Below are 19,808 nucleotides of genomic sequence, written 5' to 3' on the forward strand. Positions count from 1 at the left end.
CTTAAACAGCCCTTGCAACAAATAAGGTTTGGCCCGCTACTGATAGCGACGATGTCGAGGGTGCCAGGAAATACTTAATCTCAAAGCCAGCGCTAACCAGCTCTTCCTGCCAGGCTGCGCTATCAATAAATACCTGATCCGAGCCCCCTCGCCGATCTTCACTGCCCAAAAGAGTCCCGGATTCAGCAGGGGAAAGCAGAAACTGCATTGCCGTTAACATGGCGTGGTTATCCCGAGTGGATTCGCTAAACAATAGCCAGCCACCAGGGACAAGCGACCTGCGAATACGCTGTAGCGTTTGACCAATATGAGCAGCGTTGTGCAAAACATTGCCAGCCACAACGATATCGGTACTTGCCGGCGCAATTGACTGCGCAGAAAAATCGACATTGATATCGAGCAGGCTGCAACGCAAACCGATGTGATTGCGAAATTTTTTCTGTGCCGCAGTGGTAAATACTGGCGATACATCGGTAAAGCGATAATTAACCGGCCTTCCGGCTAAAGTATCTAAAATTGCCGAAGTGGTTAGGCCTGCACCTCCCCCCAATTCAAGCACTCTCAGCATAGGCCCTGGCTTGACGGCCTGTTTTACGATGTACGCTGCGGCATAATTGAGATACGTCGTAAACCAGTTGTTCTGGTAGGCGGCCAGTGCCGTTAGTATTTCTCCATTCTCGAACAGCAATTGATTAATGGAGACTTGATCCCGCACCAGTTCAGACAAATGCGTCAGGAGCTTTTGATGTGACTCGGCCATTTCAGGGGGGAATCCCAGCGCACTGTAGGCCTCCGGTAATTTATCTGCTCCGACTGCACTCTCAGGAATTTGCTCCCAGGAGTAGTTGCCATTACTGAGCCTCAAAAACTCTCGTTCAACCAAGGCCACCAGCCAGCGGCGAACCAGCCAATGGTGTCGGGAAGCGGCACCCAGCGTATTAATAATTTCCTCACTGCCGCGCCCAACACTCTCTGGAATCAGCACTCCGCTGGAGGAAAATAACTCCATAATCGTCCGCAGGCTGATAAACTCAAGCCTCTGCATTGCAGCCGGCAGTTTTGCCAAACCACTGTCTGTAGCAAGCTCAGCGGGTAAAGCTGCCAGCCCAGCCTCATGGGCGGTATCGGCGGGTGGAGGTGTTAGGTTTTTCAAATGGCTCCCTCCTCAAGGCACACCATATCTTCAATACTTGTTTCCAGGGTGGTTAAAAAACTCAATGCCCCAATCTTCGACATGCGTTCCATCGCCAATGCCGGCGGCAATACTTGGGCGCAGTAATGACAACCCGGTGGGATTTCATCGCGAAGTACAGCCATAGTGGTGACTGCGGCTACCGCTGCTGTTAGATCTGCATTGCCAGTGCCCCGCAACGCGGCTGTGCGAGTGCGCTCTTGCTCGTTGTATTTACCGGTAAGTTGCAAAAGCATCAGCACATAAGGATCGCGCCCCGCCAGATCCAGCGCACTGGCCCGACACAGTGCTGCCCGCGCTTCGTCGCGGCTAAAACCATGGGTAGTATTAAAGGCGGATAAAATATAAGAGCCGCTAACCGCGTTATACCAATCACCATCAGAGAGGGATAAATCCTGAGCTAGGCGCTCGCCCTCGCTATTTAAATACGGAAGCACAGTGGTAGATTCAGGAAAAAACGGCAGCTCGACATCGGAACGGCGTTTCAATATTCCACTCACCCGGCGTCCATTGCGCCAGGCCGCCAAGGGCTTGCTGTGCTGTTCATTGGCGCCTTGCAAATAATCATCGGCAGCGACATCGGTAAACCGATCGCGCAAGCCGAAATAGCTGATCAGGCTCTCTACCTGTGAAAACTCCTGCTCTGCCAGCCAGCGTGGTAGCAGACTACTGAGCCCCGGCTGTAAGCCGGCTGATAAAACTGCGGTCAGACCATGGCTCTGGTAATAGGATCCATCGAGTTGCTTATAGAGAGCTTCATCGCCAGCAACATCGATATAGGCTGCTCCCACTTGTGCCGCAACTTTGGCAACCCTGTCGCCAATTAAATGTGAAGGTCCTGCACAATTGATCAGAACCTCGCAGCCAGATACAAACTGATCCAGTGAGGCTGCATCCAGGTAGTCCACCGTCTGATAAGAAATTACCGAATCACTGGATAGCGGCTGTTTATGTGCGTTGCGACCACCGATACGCATAGCACCCAACTCGAGGGACTGTAAATAACCGGTAACCGCTGCACCCACATCGCCATAACCACCTAAAATCGCAATTGTCATAGGCTTACCTCCATATCGGACTCAACCAAACGCCAGCCAGTAGCTTGACTGCGCTGTTGCCAAAAATGTGCATACAGACCCTGCTGTGATAACAACTTGCGGTGATTGCCAACTTCAGCCACCGCACCTTCTTCAAGTACGATTATTTGATCCGCGTTCATAACGGTGGATAATTGATGGGCGATCACAATGACAGTGGACCCTTGTTTTAATTGCTGCAGGGAACTGTTCAGGTACTTTTCATTGCGCGGATCGAGTGCTGCTGTTGCTTCATCCAGCACAACAATAGGTGCAGCTTTTAATAGGGCACGGGCGATAGAAACCCGCTGGCGTTCGCCACCAGAAAGTGCAGCGCCCCCCTCACCTACCTGCGTCTGCCATCCCTGGGGCAAGCGCTCAATAATCTCGTCTACTCCAGCCAGTTTCGCCACACGTTCCAGGGCTTCCTGACTGGCTTCGGGGTGACTCAATCGAATATTCGCTTCCAGGGTGTCGCTGAACAGATACACATCCTGCATAACGATAGAGATCTGCCGCATCAGGTCTTCTGTGCGCAGTTGCCGCACATCCACCCCGCCCACTTTTACCTGGCCCTGGTCGGTATCAAAAAAACGCAATAACAAACGAGTGATGGTGGTTTTACCCGAGCCTGATGCACCGACTATCGCTGTAGTGGTACCCGGAGAAACCCTAAAGGAAAGATCCTTCAATACCGGTTGCCCCAACTCGTAGCTAAAATTCACATTTGAAAATTCAACCAACCCACCCTGCTCGGTAAAAGGCTGAGATCTGGATGGCTCAGGTAGCGACTGCTCAAAAAAGATAGCGGCCAGTCTGTGCAAATCATTACCGGCCATGCGCAGCAGACCACTGCGCCCGGCGAGTTCCGCCAGAGGACCGGTAAATCTGGCCGCCAAAGCTAGCAAAGCCACCAATTCAATAGGGGGAAGTTGTTGATTGAGCGTGAGCCAAACACCCACGGCAATCACTGCGGCAAAGGCGAGTTGCACCATAAATCCACCGGCAAACAAGCGGGGGAAGGTCTGCCGCAACATGGAACCCGCCGCTCCGCTTTGCCCGGCAATCGCCTCTTCCAGTGGGAGATAACCGCTGACATTTTTGCCAAAAGACCTGAGTACCGCTTGGTTGCGGGCAAACTCCACCACCCGGCTACTGGCGCGAGCACCGGCAGCATCCACTTCCGTTTCCATGGCGCCGATCCACTGGGCGGACCAGCGATGGCCAATATAAATCAAGGGCACAAACAACAAAGCGGTCAGCCCCAGTCGCCAGTCAAACCACAACATTGCCACCCCCACTGTCAGCGGAGTGACAACACCGCTGACAACAGGGGGCAACAGGTGGGCAAAAACGTTAGTCACCATCAAGGTGCCCCCGGTTGCGCTGCGGGACAAACGACCGACTTTTTCTGCACTGAACCAACCGAGGGGAAGTTGAGAGAGGTGTTCACCCAAGCGATTGTGCAGGGTTTTCAATACCAGGATGGCCAGTGCAGCCCCTTTTACGGTTTGCTGGTAACGGGCAATACAAGCAATCACAACTACCGATAACAGGGAAAGCAACCAATACCCAACCGCCTCCATCTCAGATGCCAACAGTGCGCTGAGCAGAGGTACCAGAAGCGTCACCGCGATTCCCTGCAACACGCCATAGGCGAGAAGCCATACTGTATAAGTGCCAACTTCACGGCGATGCGCGGGTCCGAGAATGGCAAGCAAACTACGAATCATGATGAGACCCCGCTAATAACCTGAGCCCCACCATTCATTGCTTCTTCGTTTTGTTCAGCACTGTTGTACAAACGCCATAGTTCCGCGTAGTGCTTGCTCTCAGCCAACAGTTGTCGGTGACTTCCGCATTCAACCAAGCGGCCGCCGTCCAGGACCGCAATCTGATCGACTTCGGTGATGGTGTGCAGCTTATGGGCAATCACCAGTACCGTGCGATTGCGCACCAGGCAGGACAATGCCTGCTGAATTTGGGCTTCGGATTCCGGATCGGCGTGAGCTGTGGCCTCATCCAAAATCAACACAGGGGCATCTGCTAAAAGCGTCCGCGCGATACTTAAACGCTGCGCTTCTCCACCAGAAAAAAAGGCATCCTTGCCAATAACCGCCTGGTAACCTTGGGGGAAACTTAAAATTTTTTCATGGATGCAGGCACTGCGCGCTGCATCTACCAACTCCTGGTCACTGGCATCCGGGCGCCCAAGGCGCAGGTTATCTGCCACAGTGCCACCCAATAGCTGGGTCTCTTGAAGTACAAAGCCAACATGTCGATATAAATTGTCCGGATCTATATCACGGACATCGACGTCTCCCAGAAGCACAGCACCTTGGGCCACGTCATAAAAACGGGGAACTAGTTTGGCCAGGGTGGATTTCCCGGCACCGGAGCTCCCCACCAAAGCTGTGATCGAGCCGGGGTGACAGCGCAAAGTAATATCGCTTAATACCGGCCGATCCTGGGTATAGACAAAGCTGACCTGCTTAAAGAGCAGCCCTGCATCTTTGGGCTCTTTGGGTTCAGAGGTAACAGCCAGAGGCTCAACCTCCAATAATTGATCGATCCTGCCTGCGGCAGCTTTGGCTTTTTGCTGGGCGGTCAGCCCCTGACTCAAGGTGAGAATCGTCTGGGGAATCATCACAGCGATCAGCGTTGTTGCGAGAACATCAATCGGCTGAATGCCTGTATTCACCACCAGCCAAGCGCCTCCGGCCAGACTCACCAACATAATGACGGGCACCGACAAGGCCAGAGACGTCACGGCCTCCAAACGGACAAGCGGTGTAACCCAGCTTGTATAACGGCGACTAAAATCTTCCACGGCCTGTTGGTAATTTCTGTGGGCGCGACCGGTTTGGGAGAAAACCTTGACCACTGCAATGCCGTGGACAAATTCAACAATCGCAGCACTGACCCGGCCAAAGTCCTTATCCAGCTGCTGCATTTTTTCCCCGAAACCACGCATCATCCAGGCGTAGGACACGAGGTAAATTGGCAGGGTAACTACCGCTAACAGGGCCAAGCGCCAGTCGAGCCAGGTTAAGTAACCCAGGCCCGCCAGTGGCAGTACAAACGCAGCGGCCAACTCCACCTGATGGTGCGCAATCATATGGTGAAGATCATCGAGGTCGTCTTGTACCGCTTTGCGCACCGCCCCGGAAGTGTGCTCGCTGTACCAACCCAGGGGCACCTGTCCCAATTTCCGCACCAGGGCCCGCCGCAGTTCCGCCTGCATACGCTGATCCGCAATATGGGTTAACCACAAACCGATTACGGTGCAAATCCAGCCCATCGCCAGCCCGGCAACTATCGCCAACACAACAGGAATAATCGCCTCGGCAATATCACTGATATCCGGCGCAAGGAGCAGGCGAGCCAACTCAACGATACCGATAAAAGGGATCAGCGAAGTGAGCGCACCACAAGCACCGAGCGCCACCCCCAGCCCCACGAGGCCACGAAATGGACGCATCAGTTCCCGCAGGTCGGACTTTGGCAAAATTTGCTCAGCCATCTATTTGTCCGCTTTACCGCGTTGTAGTGGTTTTGCCAAATGCTCGACGACGGTGGCAACCTGCGGCGGTTCCATAACGCTAAAGTGATTGCCCGGCACATCGATTAACTCAAAATCACCCAGACAAACTTCCTGCCAATAAGGCGCAGCCATATGCCCTACGCCGGCGGTGACACCGAAGGATTGCTCTTCCTGGCAGCGCAAATACGTCATATCGCCAATATAGGGAGGAAGGTCAAAACAGGCGGCGCGCATACTGTGTCGGCACACCCGGAAAAGCCCCGGTATCATCGCGGCTTCGACCGGCACACCCGCCTGGGCAGAGGCCATTTCGGTATAACTGGCCAGGCGCTGTTCCTGGGTGAGTTCAGAGCGTTGTCGCACGGCTTCGGCTACCGCTTTAAGCCCAGCATCACCATCGAGTTCTGCCATTGCACCGGCGGGAACACGACCGCTGTGTTTCTGCATTAAGGTCTCGATCGCGCGGGAAATATCTTCGCTCTCGATATGCTCACCAAATACCGCTTTTACTGGATCGAGATTTAGGTTGGGGGCAAAAATCGCTTCGAAAGCCAGCTCTTCATCGGTATCGACAAACATTGGGATACTGTCGATCAGGCTCAGGTCAATCACATCGACCCCGCACTCCAGCAATCTCCGCGAAACTTCCGTCGCCAGCAGACCACCCAGGCAGTAACCAATTAACTGGCAGCGCTGGTAGCCCTCGTCAATTATTCGCTGGGCGTAATCGTCGGCGGTGCGCTCGATTAATTCTTTTGCATCGATCGACAAATACTCTTCCGTATTCGCTACCGCAATCCCAAATACTGGACCCAGATCTTGAGCCGCAAGCGCTTTGCCCAAGTGCTGGAAATAATCCAGGGTACCCAGGGCTGCATGGAACATAATCCGTACCGGCGCCCCTTCTTTGGATGCCCCTTTACCCTCGCCTATATGACTGAAAGGAACCATCAAGGAATTGCTGCCCTCGCGGGTAGTGGCAACCAAAGTGTCGCTCTCAGTATCTTCCTGCCCCTCGGCAACAGCATCCGGCTCAACTCTCAGGGCTCTGGCCAATGCAGCAACCGTTGGTCCGTTGAGCATGTGTCGCAACAAAGCGTCGTAAGTGAAAGGTTTCGCTTCCGGAATTTCTTCCAGCAATCGCCCTGCAACCCGCGCCATAATCAGCGAATCACCACCGAGATCGAAAAAGCTATCCTGGCGGCCGACATTATCGAGACCCAACGCATTCGCCCAGAGTTTGCACAGGGCAGTTTCCAGTGGGTCCATTTGCTCTGAGTTCGCAGCCTCTTGCGTATCCCCCGTTGCTGGACGCCAACCAGCCAGCTTTTTGCGATCGATCTTGCCATTAGCGGTGAGCGGTAGCTGATCGAGAACTTGCAAATGTGCGGGCACCATATGTGCGGGCAACCGATTCGCTAAAAAGTCCCGCAGTGTCCTGGCACTCAAATCCTGTCTGTCAGTTTTCATCTGCGCGGCCAGTAGATTCATGCCGAAGGCAGACAAAGGATGGTCATCTTCAGGCAGGGAAAGAATCTGTCCGGCTCCATTGGCTTTCAACAGCGACTGCCATTTCCCGATAGAAAGGAACTTGGTCGCACCACAAGCGCGATCATCACCCGCCGGGTCCATCATAAAGCCCTGGGTGAGTAAGATATGGGCGTGATCCACCGTTGGCTCAGTCAGGATTAACCAGCCTCCGGGTGCCAGTAACTCCACAACACTGGCAATAGCCGCCCCTGGATCTCGGGTGCTGTTGAGCATACCTGCACATAAAATGACATCTGCGCTATTAGGAGCCAAACCCTGGGCGCGATAGTCGGTATTGAGATCCATTAATCCAAAGCGTACCCAAGGCCACTCTTTAAATTGGCGGCGAGCCTCAGTCAGGAAAAATGCGGTCATGTCAGTGAATAGATAATCGACGTCATATCCATCCAACATGGGAATAACAGAAGCACTGGTAGCCCCTGTGCCCGCACCCAGCTCAAGAACCCTTAACCCTCTATCGCTCTGGGCGGCAATACGGTTAATTAATGCGGCAGCGGCGGCATTGTTATAGCGGGCAATAAGATCATCCCGATAGAGAGCCAAAGCCACCTGCTGGTCGCCCTGGGGGAACAACAATTCAAATGGGTTTTGTTGATTCGATAATAACTGGGGTAATAACTCGATATGATCCCGGTGATATTGCAGGAATTCCCGATTACAAAAACCGCTTTCAATCCCCTGCTCAACTCGCTTCCACACAGCATCAACAGCGGAAGCATCAATTTCTTGGGTTCGCGTGTATTTTTCCTCAGTACTGGAGCTGGCAGTGGATAAGCTGAGCAGCTTTGCGTTAACGAGAAGGTCCAACCAACGACGCACTAACCAGTGATGCTTTTCATGTACTTTGGCTAAGGAGAGAACTTCTTCTGAACTATATCCCTGCTCACAATTTGTAAACGCCCCTAATTCCACCAGACCGTGAAGCATCGATAACAGGGATGCATTTTCAAGTGCCTGCACATAATCGCCGACACTGACAGCTTCTGGCTCACCAGCCTGATAGTGCGCAAACTGACGCACTGAATTTACCAGCTCGGGATCAATAGTCGCCGGTTCTGCATCATCTAAGCGACGGCTTTCCACAAAACCCAACAGATTTAAATCCGCTCGCGAGTCTCCCTCTTTCTTTTCAATCACCGTCGCCGCTGTTGACACTGCGGGGTGGGCCAGCAATGCAGACTCCACTTCTCCCAGCTCAATACGGTGTCCGCGAATTTTTACCTGTCCGTCTTCACGGCCCAGGAACTCGAGTTCACCACCGGGTAAATAGCGGCCCAAGTCACCAGTGCGATAAAGGCGCTGGCCATCCACCGGATGAGAAAAGAACTTCTGTTCAGAGAGCGCCGCATCACCGAGATAACCATCGGCCAATCCGAGGCCAGTAATCATCAGCTCACCCGCTACCCAAACAGGGGCATCGCGCAATTGGCTATCCAATACCCTGAAGCCCTGGTTCGTCAGCGGCACGCCATAGGGAATACTGGTCCAAGCAGAGTCGACCCGATCAATACGGTGATAATTGGACCAAATCGCAGCTTCTGTAGCCCCACCCATACCGATCAGGTCGAGTGCTGGCACATGGCGCCTGATATGTTCCGGTAAAGTAACCGGAATCCAGTCTCCTGACAGCATTGCCAATCGCCACTCAGACAATGGACGAGGTTCTGTATCCAAATAGGTAGCCAGCATTTGTAACTGCGCAGGAACAGAGTTCCACAATGTCACCCGGTGCTCATCCATGACCTCCGCCCAGTGCGAAGGGTCTGCGCCACGGGCCGGATCGGTCAATACCAAAGTCGCACCCACTGCCAAGGGGCCGAAAATATCGTAGACCGACAAATCAAAACTGAGTTGAGCCAAACCCAAGATACGATCGCTCGAGCCCACCTCGAAACGGCGATTAATATCCAGCACCGTATTCAAAGCGGCCCGATGATTAATCATCACCCCTTTGGGATCGCCGGTAGAACCGGACGTATAGATAACGTAAGCGAGCTGCTCCGGGTCGCCGTTGCTGGCCACCGGAATTTCAGTTTCAGGAGCTAGGCTATCGACACTGATCACCTGCACTTCTGACGGCCACTTAATTTGGTTGGCGAGGTCACTGAGTGTCAGGACATATTCCGCCTCTGCACTGAGCAACAATTTATTGAGGCGTATTTCCGGTTGTGCCGCGTCCAGTGGCAAATAGATACCACCAGCCAGGAGCACACCGAGGGTCGCCGCTATCTGCTCTCGCCCTTTGGGCATTGCAATGGCTACGCGACCACCCAGCTGGAAACCTTCTTTTCTCAGCGATTTGGCGATACCCGCCGCTTTTTTCGCTAGATCCCCATAACTCACACTGCCATTGCTATCAATAATGGCAGTAGCTTCCGGTGTTGCCGCTGCCTGGGCAAATACGCCCTGGTGCAATAACTCTGAAGGAACTGGTCCATCGGTTTGATTGACCTGATGCCTCTCCTGTTGCTGCCACTCGGGTAAAGAAACTGGAGATTTACTAAGCCATTGCCCGTCGCCGCCAGCGGCAAGCTCATTCAATAAGCCGGTAAAGACCGCGAACATATCCTCCACCAGGCCCGATGGAAAAACACCCTGGCGCACGTCCCAGTTAATTTCCAGACCATCGGCATCGTCCCTTACCTGGCAATCCAGGGTGACTTGCGGTGTCTGGGTAATTCCCCTGCCGGACTTTCTACCGCTAGCGGGTTTTTCGGTATCTCCCAGACCAATAGCACTGGTAAATACCACCGGCATCAATGCGGCCTCGGGTCCTCGCGCACGTGACATTTCCCGCAGTACTTCCACACCGGAGAACAAGCGGTGATCAATATCACTGAACAACTGTTCGCCAATGCCTGCCGCCCAATCGCGAAAGGTTTTTCCATTGGAATCACCAATCGCCAACACACTGACCGAAGTAAAATCACCAATCAGCTGGTTAACCTGAGGGTGTAAGGGCAATCGATTCAATAATGTAAGACTCAGGCTGAAGCGTGGCTGACGACTCCAACGCTGCAATACCGCGGCGTAGGCAGCCAGTACGGCAACTGATGCGGTCAGTCCAGCAGCACCGGCTCGCTGCTTCAGTTTCTGCCAATGGGTAATATCCAGGCGGTAGTGATGGCGATTAAAGCGCACAGATTCCGCTTCTGAGGCTGGCGGCAATACCGGTAGCTCAGGTGCTGCCGGCAGTTGATCGAGGCGGTCCAACCAATAGCGACGATCGTTTTGGTAGCCTTGGCTGTCCAGTAGACTCCGTTCGGCCAGTAGGTAATCGCGAAAATCAATTTCCAGTGCAGGTAGGGAGGCACCGGGATTCGCTAGCAGAGTATCAAGCTCGCTGAACAGTATGCCCGCACTGGCCCAGTCTGCGATCAGTGCATCCATAGAGAAATGTACGATATGTCCTTTATCCGTGCGGGTATGGCGCAGCTCGAACATCGGCCACTCACCAATGGTGTACACACGGTGGTCCAGTTCATCTCTCACCGATTTAAGGGCGAGCTCCAGGGCTTCCTCATCCATGCCGGTGAGGTCCTGACTGATCATCTGGTAGTGCGGCACTTCCTGGAGGACCCGCTGATATCCCTCCTGCTCAATAACCGCCCTCAACATAGGGTGACGCTCAATCAGCTGGTTCCAGGCTTCCTGCAAACCTTTTGGGTTTAATCCGGGATATTCCAGCTCCAGGTAACCGTGACAGGCAACGCCACCATAGCCAAATGCATTTTGCCGCCCCAACAAATAGGCAGTCTGTACATCGGTTAAAGGGAAAGGCTCATGCCGATTTTCTGTGTCGGCCTCGACCACCACCCCCAAACCAGAGTCATTGCCAGCGCCTGATTGAGCAGCGTTTAATATTTCAATAATTTGTAACTTATGCTCCCGTAACCTTTGCTTGTGCTGCTCGGTCAGCAGGCCTTTGGCTGCGCGGAAACGCAATTGTTCAGACTCGGTCCAAAGTTCAACCCCAAGCCCTTGTAGTTCGTCGATCAGTTCCATAGCCGTCATGGGGTTAAAACTCCGTCCAATCGCTGAAAAATAATTTACTTATCAAATTCATATCACGCCCTCTTCCACCATATCCGCATCAATATCCACTGGCGGTTCCATTGTGCTTAGGGCACCGGCAACATCTGCCAGTCTCGGAGAGGCAAATAAACGTCTGAGGGGAAGGAGCAAACGGTGCTGCTGTTTTAGGCGGTCAATAAAGCGTGTCGCCAATAAACTATCGCCACCGAGTTCGAAGAAACTTTGATCGCGGTTAATCTTTGGCAAGCTGAGAAGCTCCTGCCAAATCTGCGCCACCAAGCGTTCGTTGTCTGTTACCAGTTCAGGGGCTTTTTGTTTTTCCGGTTTTTCTGCTGCATTTACCTGCTTTAAAACCAAAGCGCGATCCACTTTGCCATTTGCACTCAGGGGCATTTCCGGCAAAGTCACAACGAAATCCGGGACCATATAAGAAGGCAGCTGGGAGCGAAGGTATTCCCGTAGGTCGTCAGTATTAAAATCTGTTGGGCACTGGGGCCCGAGCACAACGGCAGCAACCAACTTTTGTGCATTAACCAGCACCAGGGCCTGCTGCACAAACACTTGGCGAGTAAGTACGCTTTCGATTTCACCCAACTCAATACGATGGCCACGCACTTTGATCTGGCTATCGGCACGTCCCAAAAATTCCAGGCAGGCATTCGGCCAATAGCGCCCAAGATCCCCTGTACGATACCAGCGCTCACCATTGACAGTGACAAAGCGCGTTTCGGTTAACTCTGGTGCTGCGCGATAGCCCATGGCGACTCCGTCACCGCCAATCCACAGTTCACCTGTAACCCAGTCAGGGCAATCGCGCCCTTGGGTATCCACCACCCTAAATTGCTGGTTGGCCAGTGGGTATCCATAGGGAATCGAATGCCAGCTTGGGTCAACTTCTTTTACTTCAAAACTGTTGGACCAAATAGAAGCTTCAGTGGCACCACCCAGTGCGATAAAACGGCAATCGGGCTGTATTTGTTTTAAGCGCTGGGGTAAATCCAGGCCAATCCAATCGCCGGAATTTAATACCAAACGCAAATTGCCAGGCGGTGTACCGGCACCGACAGTGAGTAACATATCCAGTAGTGCCGGTACCGTATTCCAGATGGTGACGCCGTAGTGACATACCCATTGATGCCAGCGCTCGGCATCCCGTCGGTCCTCTTCTTCAATCAATACCAGCGCACCACCGACCGATAGCAGTCCGAAAATATCGTAAACAGAGAGGTCAAAATCCAGGGCTGAAATGGCCAGTACACGATCATTTTCATCAACAGAGAAACGTTCGTTGATATCCGCAATGGTATTCCAGGCGGCACCATGACTAATTTCGACGCCCTTGGGTTCACCTGTGGAGCCGGAAGTGAAAATGATATAAGCCAGTTGCTCAGCTTCTGTTGCAATAGGCTCATCTATAGGAGCGAACTGTTCGGCCTGTTGAATTGCACTTTGGTCGAGTACCACTTTTACATCGGCACGGCGCAACATTGACTCACGCCTCGCCTGCGGTTGATCGATACCGACAGGTAAATAAGTGGCTCCCGCTGCGAGTACGCCCAAAACAGCGGCAATCTGGTCGGGTCCTTTCGGCAGGTTAACGGCCACCACCTCGGCAGGTGAAACCTGGCTTTCCAATAACCAGGCAGCGATGCGCAAAGCACGTTCTGCCAGAACGCCATAACTCAGAGAATTATCGTCTCCCCAATATAAGGCGATATTGTCGGGATTTGCTTTTGCCCGCTGGAAAAATCGCTGCGACAAATTATCCGTTGGGTCAATTGCGGTACGCTTTTCAAGCTGGGTTCTCAGTTCCCGTTGAGCCTTGGGTAATAAATCAGGCGGTGTGGAATCCCATTCAGCGTCACCCGCCCATTGGAGTAAGCCGATATAGGCCTGGAACATTTCCGCGCACATCCCCTCAGGGAAAAGCGCTTCGACCACATCCCAATTTAAGAAAACGCCTCCCTCGACTTCGACCACCTGGTGATCCAACCAGACTTGCGGCGTTTGTGTCAGGGCCCAGATGGGTTCCCGCAGAGGCCCATCCTCCGGCGCCGCTGTGCCACCGGGAATACCCAGTGCACTGGTGAAGACCACGGGCATTGTGGCTTCCGCGTCGCTCTGTCGGCGGGCTAATTCCCGCATCAAGCTAACACTGGAAATATCGCGATGTTCCAGGGCCGCGCCAACTTCCCCTTGTATTTTTTTCGCTCTCACCAACCAGCTGTCACCGGCCTCTGGCCGGTAACCCACCAGGGTCAAGGAGGTGAAATCCCCCATCACTCGATAGATATCCGGGTGAACTTCACGGCGATCGAACAAGGTAAGATTCAGGCTCAGGTCAGGGCGACTGCTCCAACGACTAAGCACTTCGGCAAAAGCGGTTAGAAGCAGACTTGATGGCGTAATTCCCTGCTCAGCCGCGCGCGCAACCAGGTTTTGCCAGGTCCCTTTATCAATATGCTGTTGATGACGCACAAAGTGCGGGCGCTCAATGGATGCCGGCTCCCGCACAATGGGCAGCTGGGGCGCGGGAGGCAGCTCCGATAATTTATGCTGCCAAAATGTTTTTGCGGCAGCCAGGGGACCTTCGACAAGATCACTATCAAATACGGCGATAGTTTGCGGCAGTATATTGCGCACATAATCGCGGAAAGAGAGTTCGATAGAAGGTAGATGAGTTTCAGGGCTCTGATAGAGGATATTTAGCTCACGATAAAACAGCAGAATACTGAAGGCATCGAGAATCAAATTGTCCAAACCGATAGCCAATCGGGTATTGCGCTCACAGCGCACTGCACGGACATCAAACAGTGGCCAGCTGCTGGGCTCAAACACCTGCTCCGCGCACTCCTGTCGCAGTTGCGCAAAAGCAGAAGTTGGATCGCTGTCTACGTCTGTAACATCAATGGAAAATCTCGGCACATCGGCAAGGACGCGCTGTCGACCTTCGCTGTCGAATACAGCCCGCAGCATTTCATGGCGGGCAATCATCGTGTTTAGCGCAGATTCCAAGCGCTCCAGATCGAGACCAACAACGTCGTATTCGCGATAAAAATGACAACCGATGCCACCCAAAACAAATTCCGGGTCCCTTCCCAGCCAATAGGCCCGCTGAACATCGGTAGGTTCAAAAGCGGCGTACCGATTGGCCTTATCCGATTGCCAGGGTGTAGCAACAATTTCGGTAGTGCCTTTGTTTGGCTGTGGGTTCTCAGTTGGATCTTGAACTAATGTCGCAGCAAAGTCGGCCAGGCTGGGCTGGCTAAATAATTCCGACAGTGTGACACCTACGAAGCCAGACTCGCGCAGGTCTCGCACAACACGGGTTGCCAAAAGGGAGTCACCCCCAAGTGCGAAGAAATTATCATCCCGTGCTATATCATCAACATCGAGGAATTTGCACCAGACGGCAGCCACCTGCTGCTCTAATTTACCTCGCGGCGGGTTCTGCTTTGCCTGATGTTGCGCTATGGATTCATCGGCAAACTGCTGTAAACCGCCGCGATCAATTTTGCCATTGGCCGTAAGGGGTATTTCAGCGAGACAGCAAAGCTCACTGGGCAGCATGGCGCTGGTCAATCGCCGGGTCAGGAATTCCCGCAAGTCGCTCAAGGGTTCCTGCAATTGCTGCAAATCAACAAAGCACTTTTCTGAAGCGGTGCTGGATTTCGCCACTTTGGGCTCTGGAACTACAACCGCCACCACACCTCGCTGGGTCAGCAGAGCGACCGCTTGCGCAATCGCATTGTGCGCAGTCAGCGCGGCTTCAATCTCGCCGAGTTCGATACGGTGTCCACGCACTTTGATCTGGTTATCGGCGCGGCCCAAAAATTCCAGGCAACCATTTGGCCAGTAGCGGCCCAGATCTCCGGTACGATACCAACGTTCGCCTCCGTCTGTTACAAAACGTGCTGCGGTGATTTCAGCAGCACCTCGGTATCCAAGGGCAACGCCCGCACCACCGATCCACAACTCCCCTATCACCCAGTCAGGGCAATCTCGGCCCAGGGAATCCACCACTCTGAATTGCTGGTTGGCTAAGGGGTAACCATAGGGGATGGATCTCCAAGAGGGATCGACTTCTTTTACTTCAAAATTGTTGGACCAGATAGAAGCCTCGGTGGCCCCACCCAAAGCGATAAAGCGGCAACCCGGATTTACACGTTTTAACCTTTCCGGCAGGTCCAGGCTGATCCAGTCTCCGGAATTTAATACCAGGCGCAGCTCTCCCGCTGGAGTATCACCACCGGTGGTTAATAGCATATCCAAAAGGGCCGGTACTGTATTCCAAACAGTAACGTTATGTTGACACACCAGCTGGTGCCAGCGCTCTGCATCCCGCCGGGATTCCTCTTCAACCAATACCAGTGCACCACCTGCGGACAGCAGCCCAAAAATATCGTAAACGGATAGGTCAAAATCCAAGGCTGATACTGCGAGCACACGATCACTTTCGTTAACAGAAAAGCGCTCGTTAATGTCCGCTATGGTGTTCCAGGCACTTCCGTGGCTAATTTCAACTCCCTTGGGCTCACCGGTAGAGCCAGAGGTAAAAATGGTATAAGCGAGATCCTTTGTCTCACCCACTACGGGCCGGGATAAAGGGGCAACACCCGAGAGCACAGACAAGTCATCAATAACCAGCTTGGCCCTGGCAAGCTTGAGCACACGCTCCCTGCGAAGCGGTGGCTGGTCTATTCCCAGCGGCAGGTAAGCCGCTCCAGCGGCCATTACCCCAAGAACGGCAATAATCTGCTCCAGGCCCTTGGGCAATAAAATCCCGACCATATCACCGGGCTCAACCCCCTGAAGTTGCAGGTAAGCTGCCATTGCCAGGGCACTGTGGGCCAAGTCCCCATAGCTAATTTGCTCATCGTTCCAATACAAAGCCACGGCTTCCGGGCGGCTTTCAGCATTGTTAAAAAACTGCTCGTGTAATTGGTGGGAGTGAATTTTTTTAGCCGTGGAATTTACCCGCTGGCGTTGCTGCTTTTGCTCAGCTGGCAGTAGTGAAGGTATTGGCTGGTCCCAGAATTGTGGGTTGTCGATCAGGCGCTCCAGGAGCTGCGTAAAGGCTACAAACATGCCATCCAGGACACCGGGCGCAAAAGCGGCTTCCCGCGCATCCCAATTCACGGACAGGCCGCCTTTTAGCTCCATAACTTGTACGTCCAGCCAAACCTGTGGCCCTTGGGAAATAATCCAATTGACATCTCCAAAGGCACTGCGAACTGACTCGCCAAATAATTCTCCCAACCCAAGCGCACTGGTAAAGACAACCGGCGCAAACACCGTTTGTCCCTGTTGCCTGCTGAGGTCACGCAGCACCTCTACGCCGGAATAACTCCCGTGCGCTACATCCTGACGGAAGTTGTGTTGTAAACGCTGTGCACGCTCAACAAAGGTTCCACTCTGGCTGCCCTGCCAGGCAAGCAAGATCGAAGAAGTAAAGTCTCCTACCAGAGAGTTGACATCCCGGTGCAGGGATTCCCGGTCGAACAGGGGGAGATTCAGCAGGAAATCTGACTCTTCGCTATAGATCGTAAGCACTTCCGCAAGCGCCGCTGCCAGGGTCATGGATAAAGTAATACGGTGACGACTCGCAAATTCCGCTAGCTGGTTTTTCCGATCAGCAGACAGACTATAGTGGCGACGAACAACGCGACGAGTGTCCTTAGACTCAATACCTATTGCAGTGGGTAATTGAGGAGCGCCGGGCAAATCTGCCAGGCGATCCTGCCAGTGCGCCTTAGCCCGCAGCTTCTCAGCCTGCCGCCCTTCCTTTGAGTGAAGAGCGCTGCGGTCGGCCTGGTAGCGCGGATAACTGTAATTCAACGGAACCAGAGACTGCTCTGGTTCCAGGTAGAGCTTGGCCAAGTCATTCAATAACACGCGCAGACTAAAGGCATCTGCAGCTACCATATCCAGATTAATATGTAGGCGTGTGCCGCCAGCTTTTAATTCCGCAGGTAACAATGAGAGCTGTACATCAAAAACCTCGCCCTGCGATATATCCAGCTGCCGATGGGAGAGTTGCTCCCTAACAGCGATAAGACTCTGCTCCGCTTCTGCGGCAACCTGATGCCTGAAATCATGAACCTTTAAACCGGGCCAGCTCACTTCTGCGGGAATCTGCTGTCGACCATCATCGAGGATTTGAACACGCAGCATCCCATGCCGCTCGAATAGGGAGCGCACAGCCTGTTCCAATCGATCAGGTACTACATCCTGGCCATCAAACTCATGATAAAAATGTGCGGCAACGCCCCCTAAATATTGATTCGGGTCTCGTCCAATCCAATAGGCATGTTGCATCGGTGCCAAATCAAAGGAAGTGCCTTCATCAAAGGCTCCCGGCACAGATAAATGTTCACTGGTACTTTCTTCAGTTCCAGTAGCCAACTGAGGTAGAGAAAGCCAGGCTTCCAATTGAGGCACTGCAATAAGATCAGCAAATTTTACTTTGATCTTTTTCTGCCTTAATTTACCAGCTATCTTCATGATTTGTACTGAGTTGAGCCCCAGTGCAATTAAGTCAGCCTGCGGATGAATGCCATTAATATCGGCATCAATAGACTGACAAACTAAATCCTTTAACAAACTGGACGGACTGATTGGCTCTGATTTATTCTGCGGCTTCGGCGACAAGAGATACGCTCCTTATTGCGTCTCGGATAACACGCATTTTGATGCAACTTTCATGATACTCGTGGGTAGGAAGGGAAGCCTCAACCAGGCCGCAACCGGCAAATAGCGTTACCTTGCCCGGAGTAATAAGTGCAGAACGCAGTGCAACAGCAAACTCCCCTTCCCCCTCGGCATTGAGCCAACCAACAGGTCCGGCATACCAACCGCGATCCAGGCCTTCATTTTCACGGATATACTTCAGTGCTTTTTTCCTCGGCAGGCCTCCCACCGCAGCACTTGGGTGTAAATCCGATAAGATATCCAACAGATTTACGCCATCTTTCACAAAACCTTCCAGCGGCGTAAGCAAATGCTGAATTTGCTTTAATTTGCAGAGTTGGGGCGGTTCTGGTTCCGCTACGTTGTGGCAGTATTTGCGCAAAATAGAAAGGAGATGTTGGACAACCAGGTCGTGTTCAAATCGGTCCTTCTCGCTGTCAAGCAGAGATATCCCCAATTTGTAATCAGTTGCCAGGTCTTTTCCCCGAGGTGCGCTACCGGCCAAAGCCACTGTGCTAATACGCCCGTCTTTACCAGCCGCTAAGCGCTCAGGCGAAGCCCCAAGAAAGCAACTTTTTCCGCGGGAAAAGGCAAATAAATAGGCATCGGGGTAAGATTCTTGTAAATATCCGAGAATACTTCCCGGGCAGCAATCCGCGCTCAGTGATTCAGAACGAGCGAGAACTACTTTTTGAAACTCGTTGCGCTTGATTGATTCGACCGCACCAACTACACGCTGCTGCCAAGCTATTTGGCCTGCATAATTTTGGCTAAAATCAGACTCCACCGAAAACACATTGTCATTCGCAGAAAGGTCGGAGCTACGAGACAAAATATGCTGCCACCGCGCCTTCATCCGCTCCGCAGTCTGATTGCATTCTGTTTGATCGGTAACGATAAAATTCATTACCAGATAACTGCGACCCCCTTCACAGTAAAGGGCCAACTCGGGCAACGTAAGCGCCCCTGCGGGAAAGTCTTGCCACAAGGATGAGGAATCTTTTTGGCTATCAAAAGCAAACCCACCACACAAAACCGGCCGATGCCCCCCGCTTACCACAGCGGAGGACAGTAATTTTTGCCAATTGGCTTGGATTTCAGACCAAGATTCCCCTGGGGCACAACTAAATTCACAGGCAGAGCCAAAGGTCACAGCATATTCATCTCTAGAGGGCACACCCCACAGAGACGCGAATCTTTCATGCTGATAGCCGGTGGCAAACAACCCTATTGGGTTGCGTCTATGACATGGAGTTGAAAACGATGCCAGAACCTCTGGCTGCCCCCGGCTTACCCTGGACTTGGCTTCCTGCAAACAGGCTTCCAGGCCAGCATATTTAGAGCGGCCCTTCATACACCTTCCTCAACGGGCAAGCCGCGCTCAGCGCGCCAATGCAGCTTTTGTTGATTGATAAACCAATGAATAATCCCGGTAAAAAGCTGCTCTATATAATCTGCGGAAAGTTGTTCTTTCTCAGCCCAACGACGGCGGTCAATCAACATATCCGCAACCCGGTCTGGAGCAGGAATACTCGTTTCATCCGGCTTGAACTGGGCTGCTGACAAAACATACCCCATACGCCGCTGCAACAGCCTGATGATCTCTCGATCAATGGAATCGATACCTTGGCGGATCTCATTCAGATTTTCACACTCCATTGGTAGCTTCGTTGCTTGCATAGAAACTCCATCACCTAAGCTGTTCATCTTCCCATTAATA

Annotated in this window: 8 protein-coding genes; all 8 read right to left on the reverse strand. The window is 52.8% G+C overall.

Features of this window, described 5'->3' with window-relative positions; translation table 11 throughout:
* Position 1: 1 nt before the first annotated feature.
* The 8 genes from ACJJI1_RS20015 to ACJJI1_RS20050 are packed head-to-tail and all read right to left on the reverse strand — an operon-like array spanning position 2 to position 19,768.
* Positions 2–1,153, reverse strand: a complete 1,152-nt coding sequence (locus ACJJI1_RS20015) for a class I SAM-dependent methyltransferase (RefSeq protein WP_444957774.1) — start codon at positions 1,151–1,153, stop codon at positions 2–4.
* Positions 1,150–2,250, reverse strand: a complete 1,101-nt coding sequence (locus tag ACJJI1_RS20020; protein ID WP_444957775.1) for a saccharopine dehydrogenase NADP-binding domain-containing protein — start codon at positions 2,248–2,250, stop codon at positions 1,150–1,152. The genes ACJJI1_RS20015 and ACJJI1_RS20020 overlap by 4 nt, the downstream gene beginning before the upstream one ends.
* The gene (locus ACJJI1_RS20025) at positions 2,247–4,001 is read right to left on the reverse strand and encodes an ABC transporter ATP-binding protein (protein ID WP_444957776.1); all 1,755 of its coding nucleotides are present in this window, start codon (positions 3,999–4,001) and stop codon (positions 2,247–2,249) included. Before ACJJI1_RS20025 ends, ACJJI1_RS20020 begins: the two co-directional genes overlap by 4 nt.
* Positions 3,998–5,791, reverse strand: coding sequence for an ABC transporter ATP-binding protein (locus ACJJI1_RS20030; protein ID WP_444957777.1), 1,794 nt, complete (start codon positions 5,789–5,791; stop codon positions 3,998–4,000). Before ACJJI1_RS20030 ends, ACJJI1_RS20025 begins: the two co-directional genes overlap by 4 nt.
* Entirely contained in the window at positions 5,792–11,377 is a 5,586-nt protein-coding gene (locus ACJJI1_RS20035; RefSeq protein ID WP_444957778.1) for a non-ribosomal peptide synthetase, read from the reverse strand.
* A gap of 48 nt (positions 11,378–11,425) precedes the next feature.
* Complete coding sequence (locus tag ACJJI1_RS20040) at positions 11,426–18,049, reverse strand: non-ribosomal peptide synthetase (protein ID WP_444957779.1); 6,624 nt, start codon at positions 18,047–18,049, stop codon at positions 11,426–11,428.
* Positions 18,027–19,442, reverse strand: a complete 1,416-nt coding sequence (locus ACJJI1_RS20045; RefSeq protein WP_444957780.1) for an isochorismate synthase — start codon at positions 19,440–19,442, stop codon at positions 18,027–18,029. The genes ACJJI1_RS20040 and ACJJI1_RS20045 overlap by 23 nt, the downstream gene beginning before the upstream one ends.
* Complete coding sequence (locus tag ACJJI1_RS20050) at positions 19,439–19,768, reverse strand: isochorismate lyase (RefSeq protein ID WP_020415350.1); 330 nt, start codon at positions 19,766–19,768, stop codon at positions 19,439–19,441. The genes ACJJI1_RS20045 and ACJJI1_RS20050 overlap by 4 nt, the downstream gene beginning before the upstream one ends.
* Positions 19,769–19,808: the final 40 nt, after the last annotated feature.

It is taken from the genome of Microbulbifer maximicatervae (SeqCode) (assembly GCF_052467065.1).